We start from the raw sequence: 20,837 nt of genomic DNA, 5'->3' as shown, positions 1-20,837 counted from the left end.
CTAGTTGCATATATACTTGCCATACTTCAAAATGCATAGTTGTTGACCGTTCTTAGCGAGCAATAGAGCTTATCTATTTCCTCACCAGTCATATCTTTGTTTCTATATGCAAATCGATTTATGTAGCGTATAAATAATCAGCTAAAATATCCTAAAAAGCCACATTAATGCAGTGATTATGGTAGAAGCAACCATCAACACGCGACGTATAGTATAACGAGATTAGTTGTTATTAAGTTATAATATCGTTCACAACCAATATAAATTATCGAATTTTCACATCGCAATAAATGCCTTGTTAAAGATAAAATTGAAAACAATATTTTTCTAATGACAATCTCCGATTCCCCATCATAAATATGGAATTCATTATAGAATCTAGGGTTATTAGAGTATTACTCTATAGCCTTTTATACTGTTTTTACTGATGAAAATGCGTTTGTTTAGAAAAAATGAGGAATAGTGTTATGGGGCAAAGAAAGAACAGCATATTAAATAAACCACTCGGTTATTATTAAATAATAACATACTTAAATTTAGATTAATAAATGAAATATTTGGTTTATAGGATATGTGGACGTTTATTATTAAGCTCAATAAATACGCAAAAAATAATAGTAATCTGCTTCGATGAAAACGAAGTTATAAGACATAATTCAAATATTCAAATAAACATAAATATCATGTTGGAATATACACAATTAAACGGTTGCCTTTTAATATATCAAAAGTCAAGGATGTGTAATCATAGTTCTCTAGTTTGCCTTGATAAGTTACTTCACGTACTCCAGTACAAGGTTGATAAATTTCATGCTTATCCCACAGTTGGTTAAAGACACTAGATTGTGCATTTAGTATTTTTATTAATTGTTTTATGTATGGGTCGCTTTTAGTTCGAGCGTAGTCACGACGAAAGCTGGCTAATAATTGTTTAGCGACGATAGGCCAATTTGTAAATCTTTCTTGATAACGTGAATCCATAAATAATAGATATAGGAAATTACAGTAATGAGAGTCAGCTTCAGAAAAATGGAAATAGTCATTTGCTCGAGAATTGTAAGCGAGAATATCCCAATGAAGATTCAATACGTAACATAAATAATTTTTAGGAAAGTCAGTAATCATACGTGAAATAGCACTAGGCACGTAATGTTCGGTACTTCCTGTTTCAGTCGGTTCACGATTATGAGTCAATAAATAGAGATGCTGGCGTTCAGCACTATTTAATTTCAGTGTATTTGATAGGTTATCAAGAAATTGAGTTGATACGCCAATGTCTCGGCCTTGCTCAAGCCAAGTGTACCAAGTTAATCCAACTCCCGCGAGAGCGGCAACTTCTTCACGACGAAGGCCTGGTGTCCGTCTTCGAGTTGTTCTCGGCAGACCAACATCTTCAGGTGAAATGCTTTCACGTTTTTGTTTTAAAAAATCCGCGAGCTCAGGGCGGTTACGCTCTTTATCTTTCATAGCCTATTGCTTTTAGTAATAGTATAAATGGTTAAATTGTATCAGGATAATGCATTCAGTATAGTCCTCATTTATTAGGTTGTCTAAATGAGAAAAATATGAATCAACATCAACGTATCACACTCTTTGTATTATTACTGGCAGGATTTGTGACTATTTTCGACTTGTTTGTTGTTAATGTCGCTATTGTCAGTATCGAGCGAGCGTTAAATGCCAATTTAACAGAATTAACTTTGATTATTGTTGGCTATGAATTGGCATTTGGATTGTTATTAATCACGGGTGGTCGGTTAGGTGATATTTATGGTAAAAAATCGTTATACCGCATTGGAATGGCATTTTTTACCTTAGCCTCTCTATTTTGTGCATTTGCGCCAACAGCAACACTACTTGTTATTGCACGATTTATTCAAGGGCTCGCTGCTGCACTATTATTTCCTCAAGTATATGCCAGTATTCGTGTCAATTTTAATGAATCTCAGGCAAAAAAAGCATTTGGCTATTTAGGTATGAGTTTGGGCTTAGCTGCGATAGCCGGGCAGGCTCTTGGCGGTTGGTTAATTACGCTCGATATTTTTGAACTCGGTTGGCGAATGATTTTTTTAGTCAACTTACCTATTGGTTTAGTGGCTATTGTTTTATCTGGTTATCTATTTGAAGGTGAAAAAAATAAAATCAATCTCGATTGGCTAGGCGTCTTGTTTTCTAGTGTGGGTATTTGTTGTGTATTGTTGCCATTTCTGATGTTACCTATTTGGGGTTGGACTATCATAAGTTGGTTATTGTTTATTGCTGGCGCATTGATACTCATTCTATTCGCATATTATGAAATTATTATTGAAAAACAAGGAAAAGCGCCTTTATTCAGTATACATATTTTACGTAATCGTTCTTTTATTGTCGGTTTGTTAGTCGTAATGAGCATCTATTCAACGTCATCCGCTTTCCCCCTTATGGTATCTATTTTATTACAAACAGGCTTAGGGCTAACACCACTGTTAGCAGGTATGATATTCGTTCCTTCGAGTATTGGGTTTGTAATATCGTCATTACTGACACCATCTTGGATAAATAGCCATGGGGAAAGGGTGGTATTTTGGGGAGCTGTACTTTACGGTTTAAGCTATATGTTATTGCTAGTGGTATTCCAGTTACTCTCACTAACTAGTGATATTTGGTGGCTTATGCTAGTGCTATTTCTGATTGGTTTTACTCAGGGAATGGTCATGACTCCGATGCTTAATCTGGTACTTTCAAAAGTAACATCTCAGGTGACAGGGCAAGCATCAGGGCTTACTGCGACGTTACAGCAAGTTGGAGCCGCGGTCGGTACAACAGTAGTTTCTGTCATTTTACAATATGGATTGGCACATTTTTCACACCAGTTACCATTTGAACGATTAAAAACAGCGGTTAGTATGGGTTTTAGTTTTAGCTTACTGATGGCGATATGTTCGGCGATATTGTTGTTATTGATTACGCGCAAAGTTAAGCCAACTATTAAAGGCAATTGTTGCTAGTCATAAAAAGCCCTATGAACTGCATAGGGCTGACACTATCCTCTACGAACAGAGGATAATTGGCGGCTATATTGTACCGCTAGGTGAGTATAAATTTGATTTGCCTAGAGGATAATATATTCATATTCATGGATACTGAAAAATCTAGCAATATCCTATAACCTGTCCTTAGTGATCCCCGATACCAATCAATTGATAAAAAACCTTTTGTATAAACATGTATCAACTTTTGTTGTTTACATTGTTATCGTCCACATATTGTAGAAAGCAACTCGGCCAAGTAATTCAGCCATAATCACTGAGGTTGCAGAAGCGTAAATCCAACTACTAGGAGCACGTTTAAATATGACAAATAGAGTGGCGATTAATGCGACTAATATAAGCAATACTTGCAAACCAAACCACAGAGTCTGTTCACTTGTGAGTGCGCTATTTGCTCGCCACAATATAGATAGATAACTTGGGCGAATTAATAAGCTAGCAATCATTCCGATGACGGCAACCCATAAAGCATTTTTACCCGCACCTAATGCAGCCAACCAACCAATACTTTTAAATAATAACTGACTACCTTTGCCACTAAGTAAGCCTAATGCTGAAATCGCGCCTAATATTCCGAAAAGTGCTGATAAGGCAATTTCATCGCTCATCGGTGAACGGCCAATACCAAAAAATAAGTTAATCGCGCGTAATAGTTGACCCATATGAAACACGCCGATAGCTAGACCAATACCGAACAAACATAGCGTTGCAAATAATCGACCTCCTAATTGACGTCCGTTATATTGAGAAAAACATAACAGCAGAACAAACGCGCCAACCGCGCTTTGGCTTAGTACTGTAAAGAAAACAAGCGGGAGTTCATGCATAATTTAGATCTCCTTTGGGTTCATGACTGAGCCATCTTTATCACCTGTCGGGCGAGCCGATGGATGCGGTTTAACGATAAGATTAGGGCGGGTTAAACTTGGGTCTGGTAAAGGTGCAATCGCATTTTGTGTGCCATAGCGTGTTCGTAATTCATCGATAGGGCCGAAATCTAGTGCGCGTTGTGGGCATGACTCAACACAAACAGGTTGTAAGCCTTGTTCGACTCTGTCAAAACAGCCATCACACTTAGACATAAGCTGTTTTTTCTCATCAAATTGTGGAGCACCGTAAGGGCAGCGTAGTTCACAATAACGACAACCCACGCAAATATCTTGATTGACCACGACTAATCCATCTTGTTCTCGTTTGTGCATAGCGCCGGTTGGGCAGCCTTTAACACAAGTTGGTTCATCACAGTGATTACAAGCTATTGAAAGGTAATAGGTAAAAGTATTATTTAACCAACCATTGCCCGATTTGACCCAACTCCCACCACCGTATTCATAAACACGACGGAACTTGGGTCCAATATCCAATTCCTTTTTATCTTTACAGCTAACTTGGCATGTTTTACATCCGGAGCAGCGTGATGAATCTACATAAAAACCGTACTGTGTCATAATTATCTACCCCTTAAGCTTTTCGGACTTCAACAAGATTTGTGTGCTGTGGATTGCCTTTTGCCAACGGTGATACTTTGTGTGATGTAAGAGTATTGATACATCCACCTATATCAATGCCGTTATTATCTTGTTTCGTCCAGCCACCTTCGGGCATTGCAACTACACCAGGAATAATGCGATTAGTCACTTTGCAAGGTATTTCAACCGTACCTCGATCATTAAAAACATGCACAATTGTTCCGTTATGAATACCTCTTTCATGAGCATCAATCGGGTTCATCCAGATTTCATCAGGAACAGCTTCTTGTAATTGAGGAACGTTGGAATATGTTGAGTGAGTATGGCCTTTAGTATGAAAACCACTAAGTTGAAGTGGATATTTACTATTCAGAGTGCTGTCTAAATGGGATTCTTTAGCAATACAAAATTCAGGTAGTGCGGTGATTTTATCGCCTTCAGGTAAGATCCAACTACGTGCTAGAGAATCTAATGCTTCGGAATAAATTTCTGCTTTTCCTGATGGTGTTTTTAACGGATTAGCGACTGGATCTTGGCGAAAGTCAGCCAATGCAATACTTTGTTGTTCGGTTGCTTTTTGTTGGTCTATTATTCCCATATTTTGTGCTATTGACCATTCGGGTAGATAAGGGCGTTTGGCTTTTACTTCGTTATAATGTTTTTCAATCCAATCGCTTTGGCTACGGTCCTCGGTATAGGCTTGTTTAACGCCAAAATGGTCAGCTATATCTGCGCAAATATCATAGGTGCTACGTACTTCCCACATAGGCTTGACAACGGGTTTCATAGCAATCATGTAGTGGTTTGATCCTGAAGCATAAGAGTTATCCACCAAATCTTGAGCTTCTAAATAACTGGTTTCTGGCAATAAGATATCCGCATATTTTGCGCTCGGCGTCATATGGTTATCGATCACCAAAATAAATTCGCATAGTTTGTCATCTTCGAGGATTTTAGCAGTACGGTTGATATCACCGTGTTGATTTATAAGGGTATTACCAGCTTGATTTATAATACATTTAATGCCGACATCTAATTTTTCTTTACCACGTAATCCATGGGTTTTATCGGTAATAATTTCAGGATTAAGTACTGCATCAGTCCACAGATAACATGGAATAGCTGTTTTAATTGGGTTATCTCCATCAGGCAGGCTAGGGACACCATACTTAGTCGCATAAGGCCAATTACCGGTATTCGTGCCCGCAAGACCAAAATGCCCAGTGAGTAGTGGTAGTGTATTGATTGCACGAACGGATTGTTCACCATTAGCGTGTCGTTGAGGTCCCCAACCTTGCGCGATATAACAGGCTTTTGCCCCAGCAATTTGTCGTGCGAGTTGACGAATACGTTGTGCAGGGATCCCAGTGATCATTTCTGCCCATTCAGGTGTTTTTGCTGTTTTATCTACACCAGTCCCTAAAATATAATCTTTATAGCTACCATTTTCTGGGGCACTGTTGGGTAAGGTGCTGTTGTCAAAACCAACACAAAAATGGTTAACCATGGCTTCATCGATTAATTGCTCAGTGATTAAAGTCCAAGCAATTCCAGAGACTAACGCAGCATCAGTAGTAGGGCGGATAGGTAACCATTCTGCATGTTCAGTCACTACCGAGTCAGTATAACGAGGATCAATAATAATTACTTGTGCTTGTGAACATTCCAAGGCGCGGCGAAGCTCTTCAACTTGTCCACCACCCGACATTCGAGTTTCCGACAGGTTCATACCAAAGAAAACCACGAGGTCAGAATGGCGAATTTGGTCAAAGTGGCTTGCCGAATATTCTCCATAGGTATAAGGCGTGGCCACAGAAATTTGAGCAGTTGAATAGGTATTGTAATAACGTAAATAGCCACCAATAAGGTTGAGGAGACGTTTCCAAGCTGTTGTACCTTGGTTGTGATAGTAAGCACCAGATTGATAGTTGTAGTAAACAGATTCATTACCATGTTCAGTGATAATTCGTTGCAGTTGATCTGCAATGATTTTATTCGCCTCTTCCCATGAAATGCGTTCAAATTTTCCTTCACCGCGTTTACCGACACGTTTCATCGGATATTTGAGTCTATCTGGGCTATAAACGCGCCACCGGCTTGAACGACCTCTTAAACAAGGGCGGATCTGATGTTGCCCAAATTCTGATTCATTTGGGGCGATTTCAGGTTCAATTCTTTGAATAACATCGTTTTTAACAATGACTTTTAATGGGCAGCGGCTACCACAGTTGACCAAACAAGCACTATGCTGAATCTGTTCTTTATCGATCGAGGTGGTAGGACCGAGTATTGAACTGTCAGCAAATGCAGTATTTGAAAAGGGCAATGGAATAATGGTAGAAATGGTAGCAGCAGTACTTATTTTAGCGCTATTTTTGACTAAATTCCGCCGGCTTAGTGAATGTGATAGTAAATTTTTAAAATTATAGGGCATAGTGGCATTACTCATTTTAGGTATAATTGCGCTAATAACTATACCTAAAATGAATAATATATATTGATAGTAATCAATTAGAACTCTAAGTTTTTCGGAATTTAATAAACTTTGTGAGTTCAAATATAAAATGAGCAATGGAAATTAATTCTAAAATGCAATTAATTAACATATTTTAAACTATTATTAGTATAAAAATATTTAATGTAATGTGTTAATCAATATGTATCCCAATATACATCGGTTCTGTATTTGATTATGTTTTTAGGATTTGTTGATAATGATTTTTATTTCCAATAAACTCAATATGCTTGTTTCTAATGTGATGTATTTAAAGAAAAAATAAATACTGGCATTGATGGGTTACTCCGATTTTTTTAATTAAAAATTCCATTTGTAATTCTTTAAACATTAATGTTATTAGCTGATTTAATGATTGGTTAATATGATAAGTATATATTTACTTTCATATAATAGATTGTTTGATAATAGAAAATATTGCGCTATTTCTTTTTTCATTACCAGGGTTTTGGTAAAATATAACGAAGGTTATTCTTCGTTATATCAAAATAACCTCCCACGGATATGGTGGGAGGTGTGTTTATTATAAAGCTGCGGTATAAACGCGGCGGCTAACATCAAGTGTAATATCTTGATGTTCACCTAATTGGGTCATACCGTTTTTAGCCAAGCTTTCGATAAGAGGCTCAATCACTTCTTGGTTAAGATTATAATCATGGAAATAAGTTTTTACTTCCATAGTTTCAAAGAATTGGCGTGTTAACTCAATTGCGCGAAGTGCTTTTTCTTTCTCTGAACCTTCACGAATTCCCCAAACTTGTTCGGCATATTGGGCAAGTTTTGCTTGTTTTTGAGGTAATTTTTCAAGCAGCATTGCTGGAAGCACGATGGCGAGAGTTTGTGCATGATCTAAATTATACAGAGCCGTGATCTCATGGCCTAACATATGTGTTGACCAATCTTGCGGTACACCTGCACCAATTAAGCCATTGAGTGCAAGTGTTGCTGTCCACATTAGGCTGGCACGAATGTCATAGTCTTGTGGATTAGCTAATGCTTTAGGGCCAATGTCGATCAATGTTCTTAACAAACCTTCCGCAAACACATCTTGAACAGGTGCATTTGCAGGATAAGTCAGATATTGCTCCATGGTGTGAACAAATGCATCAACCACGCCATTGCTGATTTGGCGAGGTGGTAATGTAAAGGTTTTCACTGGGTCAAGAATAGAAAACTGTGGGTAAACACTGTCATGCTGGAAAGCTCGTTTAGAGTGTGTCTCTTCACGAGTGATAACAGAGCCTTTATTCATTTCAGATCCCGTTGCTGGTAGCGTCAATACAGTACCAAAAGGCAGGGCTGAGGTGATTTTTTTGCCACCACTGGTGAGAATATCCCAGCTATCTCCTTCAAAATTGACGGCAGCAGCAACAAATTTAGTTCCATCGATCACTGAACCACCACCTACGGCTAATAAATAGTCATAGCCTTCTTTTTGAATTTTGGTGACAGCTTTAATTAATGTTTCATAACGAGGGTTTGCTTCAATACCGCCAAAAAGGCCAATTTCGCGATTGCCAAGGGCTTGTTCAACTTCATCTAATGTACCCGATTTACGTGCACTTTCACCACCAAAGAGGATTAAAACTTTAGCATCTTTAGGGATCAATCTGTCCAACTCAATGATTTTGCCTTCACCAAATACGATGCGTGTTGGGTTGTATAATTCGAAATTGTTCATGTACAGACCTTAATTTCAAGATTGAAAGATTAGTTATGTGCTTACCGTCGTACTAGCTCAGATGAGAGCAAAAAGGGCGACAAGTAAATATTCCCTTGGTTTATATTATAACGAATATTTCAAATTTATATTGTTACAATGTGTCATATATAGTCATAAAACATAGAGAAATTTGTTAGTTTTATATATTTGAACCTTATTCTCATCCAAATTATTATTAATAAATCGAATAAATTTTCTTTTTATGGCCTGTTATGAATCGATATAATCATTCAATAATAGGTAATATTCTAATATTAAAAATCATTCTCATTTGGGGGTGATAAATTTAAAAGCAATGTGCTTAATTAAATAGTTAGGATAAGTTAACTTCAAGGTGAAGGCTATGCTATTAGATGTATGTTGGCATTAGCTATTTCAACATAACTAAAAGTAATAAAGTAGAATGAGTTATTAAAAAACGTCAGTTAAATAATTATGTTGTATAAAAAATCCATTATTACTCTCCCTCTTACATTTATGAGCAAAATAAACTCATCTTATTGTTTTATAATTCTTTTATAATTGTTTTTGAATTTTTTTTATTAATAGCTACCATTTCCAATTTTTAACCTGTTGCAATGTGAATTTAAAGTGATTTTTCGACATAAGCTATCTAAAAAACTTATTTATCTGAAAAAATTGAAACAAAAGGTTACCACTTGCGGGGTATTGATATTTATCAATAAGCTAGAGTTTATCTGTTCTTATGATCATTAGACAATGAAAATTGCTATGTGAGAACGATATGTCTACTAAAAATATAAAAATCAAACAACATGGAAATGGAGAGCTTCCTGTAAGTCGCCGCCATTTTGTACAGGCAAGTGCAGCATTAGTTAGCTTGCCATTTTTTTCAAGCAATGTAAGAGCAGACGTTGATGCAATACCATTTACCGATATAACAGTAAATAATTTAGAGACTGAGGTTATCCCAACATGCAGTACTTTTGACTGTGGAGGTAAATGTGATATTCGAGCCCATGTTAAGGATGGCATTGTAACAAGGATCACCACACGACCCGATGATGCATTAGATGAAGGTATGCCAATCATGCGAGCTTGTGTTAGAGGAAGAGGTTATCGCAAGTTTGTATACAATCCCGAAAGATTGAAATACCCAATGAAACGTGTTGGTCAACGTGGTGAGGGTAAATTTGAGCGTATTTCATGGGAAGAAGCCACAACACTAATCGCTCAGAACGTCATTCGGCTAACAGAACAGCATGGCGCAGCTAGTCGTTTTCTCACCGTGAATACAGCCGTTACTGGTGGCGTATTTTCAGGTGATACAATGCTCAAAAAGCTGTTTAATCTTACTGGAGGCTATCTACCTTATTATCATTCAGTCAGTTTAGGTAATACTGCAAAGGTGACTCCATATACTTACGGGATAGCAAAATCGGGTAGTTCTCTTGATACATTGAAAAATACGCCATTGGTGATTTTGTGGGGACATAACCCAAATGAAACCGTTTTTGGTCATAGCAATCACTATTTTCAGAAAATGAAAAAAAATGGCACCAAGTTTATTGTCGTTGACCCACGTTATTCTGATACTGCACAATCACTTGCAGATCAATGGATCCCACTCTTACCTACTACTGATAATGCGTTGATGGATTCCATGATGTATGTGATTGTCAGCGAAAACCTGCACGATAAACCCTTTATTGATAAGTATGTAGTCGGTTTTGATGAAGAGCATATGCCTGAAGGTGTGCCAGCAAATGAATCATTAGTGGCTTATCTGATGGGTGATAAAGATGGTATTGAGAAAACGCCTGAATGGGCAGAAAAAATCACTAAAGTGCCAGCGAATACCATCCGTCAACTGGCTCGTGAATATGCAATGACTAAACCAGCAGCCTTGATCCAAGGTTGGGGGCCTCAACGCCATATTTGTGGCGAAAGAAGCGCTCGAGGTTCAACGTTACTTGCCGCAATTACGGGTAATGTCGGCAAAAACGGTGCCTGGGCGGCAGGTTATGGAGGCATCGGAAATCGTCAATCGATGTACGGACCGGACATTGGTGAAAACCCAATTCAAGCACAAATATCGATCATGAATTGGATGCAAGCTGTTGAAGATGCAAGTAAAGTCACACCTGCTGATGGGTTGGTTGGTGTCGATAAATTAGATTCTAATATTAAAATGATTTTTTCTTTAGCGGGTAACTATCTAGTTAATCAAAATCCGGATGTTAATGCAGCTGCAAAATTATTAGAAGACGAATCAAAAGTCGAATTTATTGTGGTCAGCGACCTTTATATGACCCCATCCGCAAAATATGCTGACCTCGTATTACCTGAAACTAGTTTTATGGAGCGCTGGAATATTGGTGATACATGGGGAGCGGGTAGTTACTTTATTTTGTCACAAAAGCTTATCGAACCAGCATTTGAACGACGTTCTGACTACGATTGGATTACGGATGTAGCTGAAAAAATGGGTGTGAAAGCGGCATTTACAGAAGGTCGCAGTGAAAAAGAGTGGATTGAGTATTTAGTTGGGGTTAACAAAGCTCGATTCCCTGAACGGCCTGATTTTCCAACGTTTGAACAACTATTAAAAACACGTCAATATTTGTTTAAAGAGAAACCGTTTGTTGCTTTTGAAGAGAATATTCGTGATTTAGCTAATAATCCATTCCCAACACCCTCAGGAAAAATTGAAATTTTTTCAAAGCGCCTTTATGACATGAATAACCCAGATATTCCGGCGTTATCTCATTATGTTCCCGCAATTGAGGGACCCGAAGATAAATTGACTCAAGCTTATCCACTGCAAATGCTGACGTGGAAAGGTAAAAATCGCGCAAACTCAACGCAATATGCCAATCCATGGTTACAAGAAGTTCAGCACCAAGAATTATGGATTAACCCAATAGATGCTAGCCTGCGTAATATTAAAAATGGCGATATGGTACGCATCCACAATGAGCGTGGTATTTCGCAAATTCCGGCATTGATTACAGAACGAATTATACCCGGTGTTGTTGGAATGCAGGCGGGAGCTTGGTGGAATCCAGATAAAGACGGTGTTGATCACGGTGGTTGTCCTAATGTACTGACATCAACACGAATGACTCCATTAGCGCATGGTAATTCACATTTAACAGTTTTAGTTGAGGTAGCAAAAGTATGAGTGAATTTAAAGAATATGTGCCAGTGAGTGATGAGCAGCTTGGCTTCTTTATTGACTCTTCTCGTTGCTCCGGCTGTAAAGCTTGCCAAGTTGCCTGTAAAGACAAAAATAATCTTGAAGTTGGACGTAAATTTCGTCGTATTTATGAGGTTCAAGGTGGTGGTTTCGTACCTAATGGACAAGGTAGTTATGAACAAAACGTGTTTTCTTACACGTTAACTATCTCATGTAACCACTGTGATGAGCCAATTTGCGTCAAAAATTGCCCAACAACTGCTATGCATAAGCGTGCAGGGGATGGCATTGTTCGTGTTGATACGAGTAAATGTGTTGGCTGTGGTTATTGTTCTTGGTCTTGCCCGTATGGTGCTCCACAAATGAATGAACAAACAGGGCAGATGTCTAAATGTGACTTCTGCATTGATTTATTGAGCGAGGGAAAAAATCCTATTTGTGTGGATACTTGCCCGCTGAATGCAATCAAATTTGGTAAAGTTAAAGAATTAAGAGAAAAATATGGCCATTTAAGCCAGGTTCAAGGGTTGCCTGATGTAACAATCACGCATCCGAATTTAGTGATCAAACCCCATACTGGTGCGCTCGATAAAGGAGGAAATTAATCATGGGTGAATGGCCATTAGTTACCTTTACGTTATTAGTGCAAAGCTCTGTTGGAATTGTGATCCTGACCGCCCTCTATTTTTGTTGGTTTGAACACGAAGTGGGCAATCAGCGCGCAACCTTAGTGATGAAACCTGCACTACTAACAGCTGCCATATTGGGTTGTCTTGGACTCTTATCATCGACACTGCATATGGGTTATCCGTTGAATGCATTTCATGCCTTACGCCATATTTCTTCTTCATGGTTGAGTCGTGAAATTGTATTTGCTGCACTTTATCTCGGTGCGCTGTGCTTATATACACTATTTGTCTTGATTAAAGGTCATATGAATAGAACAGTATTGGCATTAATTGGAATACTCGGTTTAATCGATATTTTTTGTATGGCATCACTTTATTTCAGTTCATCGATGCAAACATGGATGCATTCAAATACCTATTTTATGTTCTTTGGTTCGGTATTTGCAGCAGGTGCAGCAATTACACTTGCGGTTACAGCAATGAAAGCAAAAGTAATTGCCAGCCCAACTCTAGCTTATAAATTGGTGGCGAGTGCATTAGTGATTATCTTTTTAGCTATCGCTATCCGTTTGGTTGTTCAGCCATTTTATGTTGAATGGTTATCTGATGTATTGATGACGAATAATGCAATTACATTCCCACAAACTCCTATCAGTGCGTATAATGAGATCTTTGCGTTACGAGTCATCGCTTGGCTAATATCAATTGCCGGTATTCTTGTCTTAGGCTACAGCATGTGGAAAAAACGTGTTGCTATGTTGACAGCTGGAATGCCACTAGTGTTGGCTGGGTGTGCAATGATATTCATTGGTGAAGTACTCAATCGTTTCGCTTTCTTTATTGTTAAGTAACGGAGTTAGGTAGTATGAGGCGTTTTATTACGGTGGATCTTCCCCCTAAACCCATTATCAATGATAAATGTGTGAGAAAACGCCTCAAAAATAGCGTCTGTGAGAGTTGTTCACAAACTTGTCCTGTGGGCGCTATCACGTTTGGTAGTATGGACGCGAACATCAATAATGAACTCTGTTATCAATGCGGTAACTGTTTATTTTCTTGCCCAGTTGATGCAATTGAAAATATTGCTCCGCATGAACGTACTTACCAAAATGACCACTTAGTGATTAGCCACGATGAACCACTTGCTAGTGTTGAGGAATTGCTTGTTTGGCATAAGCAATATCATATTAATGGCATTGAAATAGCTGAACCTCTAGTGGACAAATGGTTACCAATCCTTGCTGCGCTTAATATAAAACTGAAAACCCTTCAAGAGCCAATTTGGCAACTGATTATTGCTCAACCGCCGGAAATAGACAGTGGGCGCCGTCGAATGTTCTTTCGTCAAAAATTAGATGAACAACCATTAAATAAAGGGCAAGTCCGCACGGGGTTAAATGCACGTAAGCAATATTATCCGCAAGATAGTTGGTTTCATATCCAGCTTGATGAATCGAGTTGTATTCTGTGTGGTGCATGTGCCAAAGTGTGTGATGAACAAGCAATTACGCTAGAAAATCATCAATTTATTTTTGATGAAAAACGTTGTACGGGGTGTATGAGTTGCCAAGTTGTCTGTTTTCCTAAATCGATTCAGGTTGAAGAAGCAGTGGCAAAGAATAGTGAGCCTATGGTGTATCATTATTATGATGGGCAGTGTGAAAAATGTCGGTTACCGTTTTTGGCTTGGCAGCAAAATGAAACGTTATGTCCAATATGTGCGCAACATAAAAAACAAGGTTGGTTGTAGAGGATAAGCAGCTATTTATTAGTTAAACTAGATAGAATAAATTAATTGATAAATAACTATTTACAAAGGTATTTATGACTAAATTAATTTTGCTTTATCTTCATTAATTTTAAACGTAAAGGCTCTAATTAAAGGGCCTTTAGCTTAGTTCATATATTACAGGTTTACGCTATAGCTGTTTTTTAAATGCGTAATAATTTTATCTGCAATAATGGGTACTAATTGCGGTGGTGTTTCATGACCCATACCTTCAATTAAATCAAAACTGGCATTAGCAATATTATCCGCAATATCTTGTCCCGCAGCAGGCGGGAAAAGTGGGTCAACTGAGCCGTGGATCACTAAAGTAGGTGCAGTGATTGCCGTTAAGTGGGAGCGAATATCACCCGTTACCACAACGGCAACTAATTGACGTTTTGTTCCTTCAGGTGAGTATGCCCGAGCTAAGGCTTGTAAAATATAATCACGGTAATAAGCTTCATCAAAAGGGCACGCAGTAGAACTAATACGGCGGTAAAAGGATAATTGGGCGTTTAAATAGCTCTGCAAGTTTTCTTTAGGGTTAGCTCCGGAGGTCATCAGCATTTGCATAACGTCCGATTCAGGTTGTGGTAATGTTGGGTTACCCGTACTCGACATAATTGGACACAAGCTTAATACTCTATGAGGCGCTTTTGCGGCAACTATTTGAGCAATTATACCACCCATCGAACGCCCGATAATATGTGCTTTTTCAATTGAAAGTTGATTTAGTAAAGCTAATACATCGTCTGCCATATCAAACAAAGAGTAGGGAATGCTAACTTGCTCGCCACGTTGCAAGTGTTCAACCAACTCAGGAATATTAATCGCGGGGCTGTCATCAAAATGTGGTGATAATCCACTGTCGCGATTATCAATGCGGATTAAAAAATAGCCGGCTTCAGCAAGGCGCAGACAGAATTCTTCAGACCAACTAATATTATGGCCGCCTAAGCCTGGAATTAAAACAATTGCTGGGTTTTCAGGTTGTCCAAACGAGTCATAATAAAGTGTAATAGAGGCGTTGAGAGTCATTTTATGTCCAAAATTGACGTGATTTATTTAATACGTTCAAGCTAAAGAGTAACAATAAAAAACCTTAAAAGTCACTTGAATTTATCTCCACAATCTCTAATTTAGGTGATAAACGCATTAATCCTCAAAATATGTTGATTCTTACAAATCTAAATTAATAATCTGTAATAGAGTTAAAGTCATTTCATTATCATATATAGTGTAATCATTAGTCATGTCGAATACAGTCTGTTGAGAATGCTCTAATTTAAAGCATATAATATTCAACATATTTGGCAGTGTAAATAATCACCGCATTAGCAAGGTGATTATTGAGTGAGTATTAATTAAATTTAGTTAGCCATACAATATAACCATTGTATGGCTATGATACTTTAAGCTAGATTCCTTTATGGATTAAAAAGTTTGCAATTCTAATGACATAATGAATTCTCATATTAAAAATATCATGGGTGTTGTGAAAAATGATAGTCGTATAATTTAGTTATAGTTTCATTTGTTGATGAATGTTTATTATATTGAGGAATTACAGTAAGCCGAATAAAGGTGGATTATGAGTAAGGTAATATTATCAAATAATAATATTGGAAATAGAATTGCTTCATTACGAGATAAATTAGAAACAAAGAATGGACTAAGAATAATGGAAACACATAGTCCACTATCTGCAATGTTAGTTGAGAATATTAAGTTTGAAAATAAAAAAGAAATAGTTGAGTATGATGGGTTTTGGTCCAGTTCTTTAACTGATTCTGCAATTAGAGGTAAGCCTGATATAGAACTTATTGATATAGCACATCGTCTAAGTGCAGTTTCAGAAATTTTTGATGTAACGAGTAAACCTCTTATTTTTGATGCGGATACAGGCGGGAAAATAGAACATATCGTTTATAGTATTTCTACCGCAGAGCGACTAGGGATATCAGCTGTTATTATAGAAGATAAAGAAGGTTTAAAAAAAAATTCATTGCTCGGAAATGATGTGTACCAAAAACAAGCGAAACCAGAGGAATTTGCAGAAAAAGTTTCAGCAGCAGCTAAGGCCGCTAAAACTGATGAATTTATGCTAATAGCACGTATCGAAAGTTTAATATTGGACGCAGGGATGGAGGATGCTTTATTGCGTGCTAATTTATATGTTGAAGCTGGCGCAAAAGGAATTATGATCCATAGTCGTAAAACCGATCCAACGGAAATTTTTGTTTTTGCAAAAAGATTTAAGAACTCACATCCTACGATTACATTAGTTTGTGTGCCAACTAGCTTTAATCAAGTTAAATTTGATGATTTAGTAAATCATGGTTACAACATCGTAATATATGCTAATCATTTATTACGTGCAGCTTATCCAGCAATGAAATATGTTGCCGAAATGATTTTAAAAAATGGTAGAACTCAGGAGGTTGAAGGTATATGTATGTCGATAAATGATATCTTAGAATTAATTCCAGGTACAAAGTAAATTAAACTTCAGGGATCATAATTATGATTGAACCGAATCAATTTGTTCAATTGCTAATGAATTTTGGCATACGTTCATTTTCAGGTGTTCCAGATTCATTATTAAAAGAGTTTTGTTTAGCGGTAGAGGATAAAGGGGATCAGTGTACCCATACTATTACAGCGAACGAAGGTGGAGCTATTGGTATCGCAATAGGCCATTATTTAGCAACACGTCAAATTCCCGTTGTTTATATGCAAAATTCTGGGATAGGAAATGCTATTAATCCATTATGTTCTTTAGCTGATATTGAGGTGTATGGTATACCAATGCTTCTTATAATTGGCTGGAGAGGAGAATTGGATGAAAGCGGTGAACAAATTAGTGATGAGCCTCAGCATGTTAAACAAGGGAAAGTTACGGAGCCATTATTAGAAACCTTAAGTATACCGACAGCAATAATCGGTTCAGAATATACTCTTACCACAGTAAAAAATATCATCGCTGATGCAGTGAACACGGCGTATCAGAAATCGATACCCGTAGCGCTTTTGGTCAGAAAAAATATATTTTCATTTTATACTGGGAATAGAGAGCCGATTGATAATAATCAATTACCTTTGAGAGAGCGGGCTTTGGAATGGGTAATTAGCTCTTTTACTAAGCCATTGCCAACAGTATGTACAACAGGAATGTTATCTCGAGAACTTTTTGAGTTGAGAAATAAGAGAAAAGAATCACATAACCAAGATTTCCTTTCAATTGGCGGCATGGGACATGCTTCACAAATTACCTATGGCATTGCATTAGAAATGCCGAATAATAAAGTTATTTGTTTAGATGGAGATGGTGCACTCCTAATGCATCTAGGAGGAATAACAAATACTTCTCAAGCTAAAAATATTATTCATATTATTTTTAATAATGGTGTACATGACTCTGTTGGAGGACAAAAAACTCAAGCAAAAAATATATCTCTTTCTAATCTTGCAAGTGCTTGTGGTTACGCTAATGTTGTCACTGCTAATGACGAATTAACTATCTGTAATGCTGTGGAAAAAGCACTCATATCACCAAGTAGCTATTGTATTGAAATTCTCTGCTCTCCTGGAAGTCGTTGTAATGTTGGTAGACCGAATATTTCCCCATATCAAAGTCGTGATAGCTTTCAAAAATTTCTTGTAACTTCTTGTATAAGACAAACAAAGGTAGAATAAATGAAAGAAATTATTATAAAAAACCCCTATACATTAGATATAGTGGGTTCCATCGCGACAACACCTCAAATAACTATAGATAAATTTATTGACTCAGCACTAAAATTTCAATCACCATTGAATAGATATCAGCGAGCTGAAATTTTCAAAAACGTTCATTTGTTGCTAGAAACGGATAAAAATTATGCTGCTAAATTAATTACGCAAGAAACCGGTATATCCATCAATGACAGCTATTATGAAGTTTCTCGTGTACTCAATGTATTAACTCTAGCCATAGCTGAATTACTAACTGAAAGAAATGATATTTTAGAGTCAGATATTTCTCCTAATATAGCCGAGAGAAAAGTTCTGACTTACCGAACTCCTCTTAAAGGTATTGTTTATGCAATTACACCTTTTAATCACCCAATCAACCAAGTTGCCCATAAAATAATACCTGCATTAGCGACTAATAATCGGGTGATATTGAAGGCCTCAGAAAAAACACCGTTATCAGCACAATACTTTTGTGATTTATTATTTTCGGCGGGTTTACCTAGGGAAATGTTATTATCTATTTACGGAGATCCCATTTCTTTATATAAGTATTTATCTTCTCAATCGGCTATTGAACTTATTAGTTTTACTGGTGGAGTATCGGTTGGTAAATATATTGCTAATAGATCTGGTTATCGTCGTTTAATTTTAGAATTAGGTGGTAATGACCCCTTAATTATATTCGCTGATGCAGATTTAGAAACAGCAGCTGAGTTGGTTGTTCAGGGTTCTTATAAAAATAGTGGTCAACGATGCACGGCAATAAAACGAGTATTAGTGCATGAGGATGTTGCAGATGAGTTGACTGAACTTGTTGTTGATAAGACACGCTCATGGCGAGCCGGCGATCCTTTTGATGAAACTATCAAGATGGGAACTGTCATAGATGAAAATGCAGCAAGAGTAATCGAATATCGTATAGAAGAAGCAATCGCTCAAGGCGCTAGATTACGTTATGGGCATCAACGAAGCGGAGCCTTACTTCAACCAACTGTTTTGGATAAAGTAACCTCAACGATGTCCATAGTGACTGAAGAAACGTTCGGTCCAGTCACACCAATATTAACTTTTAGCAAGGTAGATGAGCTGATTAATTTAGTCAACAACACCAAATATGGTCTTTCTGCTGGAGTGTGTACATACCGAATGGATTTAATAACGACATTAGCGAAGCAATTACATATTGGCACGTTAAATGTTTGGGAAGTTCCCGGTTTTCGTACTGAACTATCGCCTTTTGGTGGTGTTAAAAATTCAGGACTCGGCATTAAAGAAGGTATACGAGAATCATTTAAAAACTATACGAATCTTCAAACATTGACATTACCTTGGTAAAATTTGAATGCATGATTAAATATATTCACATTTGCTACCTTTTCAAATAATAACAGGATTAATTATTTATATCTATCTGATTTTAATGTTTATTAGATGATATTAAAGTGAATGTTTTTATTGGTGATACAGCTAATAATATTAAGTAATTAAATGGATGGTTTTATTTTATATACCTCTATATGGTTATTCATCTTCACATTTATACCATTTATAGTTATTACTATGTAATATATTATAAATAATTAAAATAGTTTAAAAATCATCTGGTTAGTCAATAAGTCAATTTTAATTATATGCACTTGATAAATTAATATAAACTAAGTGGTTTGTGAATTTTACCGTAGTTATCCATCATGTGATTTATGGCATGATGGATATAGCGAATAAATTTGGAGTAAGTATGATCTATATTGTTATTGCCATTATAGGAATTGTGGCAGGGATGATTAGTGGTATTGTTGGAACAGGATCCTCAATTATATTATTACCTGTATTGAGTTTTGCATTTGGACCTAAAGCCGCAATTCCTATCATGGCGATTGCATCTGTCATGGGAAATATTTCTAGAGTCATTATGTGGCGAAAAGACGTTCAGATAAAAGCCTTTTTATTATATTCAATCCCCGCAATTCCTTTTGCTGTATTAGGTGCCAATACGCTTTGGGTAATACCTGCTAATCTTTCTAATTTATGCATTGGTTTGTTTTTTTTGCTTTTAATTCCAATACGGCATTGGGCCAAAAACAGACAGCTTAAACTCAGTAGATTACAATTGATATTTTCTGGGGTCATTGTTGGCTACTTAACGGGTATTGTTTTCTCTACAGGACCACTAACAGTTCCTATTTTTGCGGGATACGGCCTTACTAAAGGTGCATTGTTATCAACGGAAGCTGCGAGTTCATTTGTAGTTTATCTCGCCAAAGCATTCACTTTTGGTACTATCGGTGCAATACCTTGGTCAGTGTTATTCAATGGCCTAGTCATAGGCTTTACTATGATTGTGGGTTTGTATATTGGTAAAAAGTTTGTGTTAAAAATGAGTGATAAAATATTTAACGGGTTAATTGATGGCATGATGTTAATTGCGGGTTTCTCCATGTTGTGGGATGCTATATGGTATTAATAAAACCGAAGGTATTGTTTTTTAATTACACCAATAGGGGGGAGATTTATAATACTCGTCATTGAAATAATTAAAAAACCATCCGGTTATTATATGATGAATGAAAATTTATTAATTGAGTTTCAAAAAAATCGATAATGTAAATTGATGTTTTTATATCTACATTGAGTAGAAGGGGTATTTTAAATGTTAATTAACGCATTGTAAATATTATAATTTATTTTATGATTAGAAGTTTGATTAGTAATTTAAGTTGCATGTAAAATGAAAGTGGAATTTTATCTTTAAATATAGTTTTATTATATTATTAACAAATCATGATAGTTTTAACGGTATTTTTTTGCC

The 20,837-nt window shown here is 36.8% G+C and carries 15 protein-coding genes; 9 read left to right on the top strand and 6 right to left on the bottom strand.

Going from position 1 to position 20,837, the window contains the following annotated elements; genetic code table 11:
• Positions 1–681: 681 nt before the first annotated feature.
• Positions 682–1,467, bottom strand: a complete 786-nt coding sequence (locus tag OOA_RS05910; protein ID WP_008911229.1) for a helix-turn-helix transcriptional regulator — start codon at positions 1,465–1,467, stop codon at positions 682–684.
• Positions 1,468–1,565: 98 nt separating this feature from the next.
• Here OOA_RS05910 and OOA_RS05905 point away from each other — a divergent pair, with 98 nt between their 5' ends.
• Positions 1,566–2,987: an MFS transporter gene (locus tag OOA_RS05905; protein ID WP_008911228.1), complete on the top strand. Its 1,422-nt coding sequence runs from the start codon at positions 1,566–1,568 to the stop codon at positions 2,985–2,987.
• Positions 2,988–3,223: 236 nt separating this feature from the next.
• Here OOA_RS05905 and OOA_RS05900 read toward each other — a convergent pair whose 3' ends face one another.
• The 4 genes from OOA_RS05900 to OOA_RS05885 form a co-directional block, all read right to left on the bottom strand.
• Complete coding sequence (locus OOA_RS05900) at positions 3,224–3,856, bottom strand: DmsC/YnfH family molybdoenzyme membrane anchor subunit (RefSeq protein ID WP_008911227.1); 633 nt, start codon at positions 3,854–3,856, stop codon at positions 3,224–3,226.
• Between the two features lie 3 nt (positions 3,857–3,859).
• Positions 3,860–4,477, bottom strand: a complete 618-nt coding sequence (locus OOA_RS05895; RefSeq protein ID WP_008911226.1) for a DMSO/selenate family reductase complex B subunit — start codon at positions 4,475–4,477, stop codon at positions 3,860–3,862.
• Positions 4,478–4,490: 13 nt separating this feature from the next.
• The gene (locus tag OOA_RS05890; protein WP_008911225.1) at positions 4,491–6,932 is read right to left on the bottom strand and encodes a DMSO/selenate family reductase complex A subunit; all 2,442 of its coding nucleotides are present in this window, start codon (positions 6,930–6,932) and stop codon (positions 4,491–4,493) included.
• Between the two features lie 604 nt (positions 6,933–7,536).
• Positions 7,537–8,694, bottom strand: a complete 1,158-nt coding sequence (locus tag OOA_RS05885; RefSeq protein WP_008911224.1) for an iron-containing alcohol dehydrogenase — start codon at positions 8,692–8,694, stop codon at positions 7,537–7,539.
• Positions 8,695–9,481: 787 nt separating this feature from the next.
• Here OOA_RS05885 and OOA_RS05880 point away from each other — a divergent pair.
• The 4 genes from OOA_RS05880 to OOA_RS05865 are packed head-to-tail and all read left to right on the top strand — an operon-like array spanning position 9,482 to position 14,275.
• Positions 9,482–11,881 (top strand): DMSO/selenate family reductase complex A subunit, encoded by a 2,400-nt coding sequence (locus OOA_RS05880; RefSeq protein WP_008911223.1) that lies wholly within the window; start codon positions 9,482–9,484, stop codon positions 11,879–11,881.
• The gene (locus tag OOA_RS05875; protein WP_008911222.1) at positions 11,878–12,501 is read left to right on the top strand and encodes a DMSO/selenate family reductase complex B subunit; all 624 of its coding nucleotides are present in this window, start codon (positions 11,878–11,880) and stop codon (positions 12,499–12,501) included. The genes OOA_RS05880 and OOA_RS05875 overlap by 4 nt, the downstream gene beginning before the upstream one ends.
• A gap of 2 nt (positions 12,502–12,503) precedes the next feature.
• On the top strand, positions 12,504–13,376 hold the full coding sequence (locus OOA_RS05870) for a dimethyl sulfoxide reductase anchor subunit family protein (protein ID WP_008911221.1): 873 nt from the start codon (positions 12,504–12,506) through the stop codon (positions 13,374–13,376).
• 14 nt (positions 13,377–13,390) lie between these two features.
• Positions 13,391–14,275: a 4Fe-4S binding protein gene (locus OOA_RS05865; RefSeq protein WP_008911220.1), complete on the top strand. Its 885-nt coding sequence runs from the start codon at positions 13,391–13,393 to the stop codon at positions 14,273–14,275.
• A gap of 156 nt (positions 14,276–14,431) precedes the next feature.
• Here the strand turns inward: OOA_RS05865 and OOA_RS05860 are convergent, their stop codons facing one another.
• Complete coding sequence (locus OOA_RS05860; protein ID WP_008911219.1) at positions 14,432–15,331, bottom strand: alpha/beta fold hydrolase; 900 nt, start codon at positions 15,329–15,331, stop codon at positions 14,432–14,434.
• A 553-nt stretch (positions 15,332–15,884) separates the two neighbouring features.
• Here OOA_RS05860 and aepX point away from each other — a divergent pair.
• From aepX to OOA_RS05840, 4 genes are all read left to right on the top strand, one after another.
• Positions 15,885–16,793 (top strand): phosphoenolpyruvate mutase, encoded by a 909-nt coding sequence (aepX, locus tag OOA_RS05855; RefSeq protein ID WP_008911218.1) that lies wholly within the window; start codon positions 15,885–15,887, stop codon positions 16,791–16,793.
• 23 nt (positions 16,794–16,816) lie between these two features.
• Positions 16,817–17,989 carry a phosphonopyruvate decarboxylase gene (gene aepY, locus OOA_RS20455; protein WP_008911217.1) on the top strand — a complete coding sequence of 391 codons (1,173 nt, stop codon included), beginning with the start codon at positions 16,817–16,819 and terminating at the stop codon, positions 17,987–17,989.
• A complete protein-coding gene (locus OOA_RS20450; RefSeq protein WP_008911216.1) occupies positions 17,990–19,363 on the top strand; it encodes an aldehyde dehydrogenase family protein in 1,374 nt (457 codons plus the stop codon).
• Positions 19,364–19,766: 403 nt separating this feature from the next.
• Positions 19,767–20,492 carry a sulfite exporter TauE/SafE family protein gene (locus tag OOA_RS05840; protein ID WP_008911215.1) on the top strand — a complete coding sequence of 242 codons (726 nt, stop codon included), beginning with the start codon at positions 19,767–19,769 and terminating at the stop codon, positions 20,490–20,492.
• Positions 20,493–20,837 lie beyond the last annotated feature (345 nt).

The sequence above is a fragment of the Providencia burhodogranariea DSM 19968 genome, assembly GCF_000314855.2.
GTDB classification, from domain to species: domain Bacteria; phylum Pseudomonadota; class Gammaproteobacteria; order Enterobacterales; family Enterobacteriaceae; genus Providencia; species Providencia burhodogranariea.
This window is presented reverse-complemented; position numbering and strand designations above follow the sequence as displayed.

Excerpts from the sequence above, each read along its gene's own strand:
- OOA_RS05910 (WP_008911229.1), bottom strand. The coding sequence starts at position 1,467 with ATGAAAGATAAAGAGCGTAACCGCCCTGAGCTCGCGGATTTTTTAAAA.
- OOA_RS05905 (WP_008911228.1), top strand. The coding sequence starts at position 1,566 with ATGAATCAACATCAACGTATCACACTCTTTGTATTATTACTGGCAGGA.
- OOA_RS05900 (WP_008911227.1), bottom strand. The coding sequence starts at position 3,856 with ATGCATGAACTCCCGCTTGTTTTCTTTACAGTACTAAGCCAAAGCGCG.
- OOA_RS05895 (WP_008911226.1), bottom strand. The coding sequence starts at position 4,477 with ATGACACAGTACGGTTTTTATGTAGATTCATCACGCTGCTCCGGATGT.
- OOA_RS05890 (WP_008911225.1), bottom strand. The coding sequence starts at position 6,932 with ATGCCCTATAATTTTAAAAATTTACTATCACATTCACTAAGCCGGCGG.
- OOA_RS05885 (WP_008911224.1), bottom strand. The coding sequence starts at position 8,694 with ATGAACAATTTCGAATTATACAACCCAACACGCATCGTATTTGGTGAA.
- OOA_RS05880 (WP_008911223.1), top strand. The coding sequence starts at position 9,482 with ATGTCTACTAAAAATATAAAAATCAAACAACATGGAAATGGAGAGCTT.
- OOA_RS05875 (WP_008911222.1), top strand. The coding sequence starts at position 11,878 with ATGAGTGAATTTAAAGAATATGTGCCAGTGAGTGATGAGCAGCTTGGC.
- OOA_RS05870 (WP_008911221.1), top strand. The coding sequence starts at position 12,504 with ATGGGTGAATGGCCATTAGTTACCTTTACGTTATTAGTGCAAAGCTCT.
- OOA_RS05865 (WP_008911220.1), top strand. The coding sequence starts at position 13,391 with ATGAGGCGTTTTATTACGGTGGATCTTCCCCCTAAACCCATTATCAAT.
- OOA_RS05860 (WP_008911219.1), bottom strand. The coding sequence starts at position 15,331 with ATGACTCTCAACGCCTCTATTACACTTTATTATGACTCGTTTGGACAA.
- aepX (WP_008911218.1), top strand. The coding sequence starts at position 15,885 with ATGAGTAAGGTAATATTATCAAATAATAATATTGGAAATAGAATTGCT.
- aepY (WP_008911217.1), top strand. The coding sequence starts at position 16,817 with ATGATTGAACCGAATCAATTTGTTCAATTGCTAATGAATTTTGGCATA.
- OOA_RS20450 (WP_008911216.1), top strand. The coding sequence starts at position 17,990 with ATGAAAGAAATTATTATAAAAAACCCCTATACATTAGATATAGTGGGT.
- OOA_RS05840 (WP_008911215.1), top strand. The coding sequence starts at position 19,767 with ATGATCTATATTGTTATTGCCATTATAGGAATTGTGGCAGGGATGATT.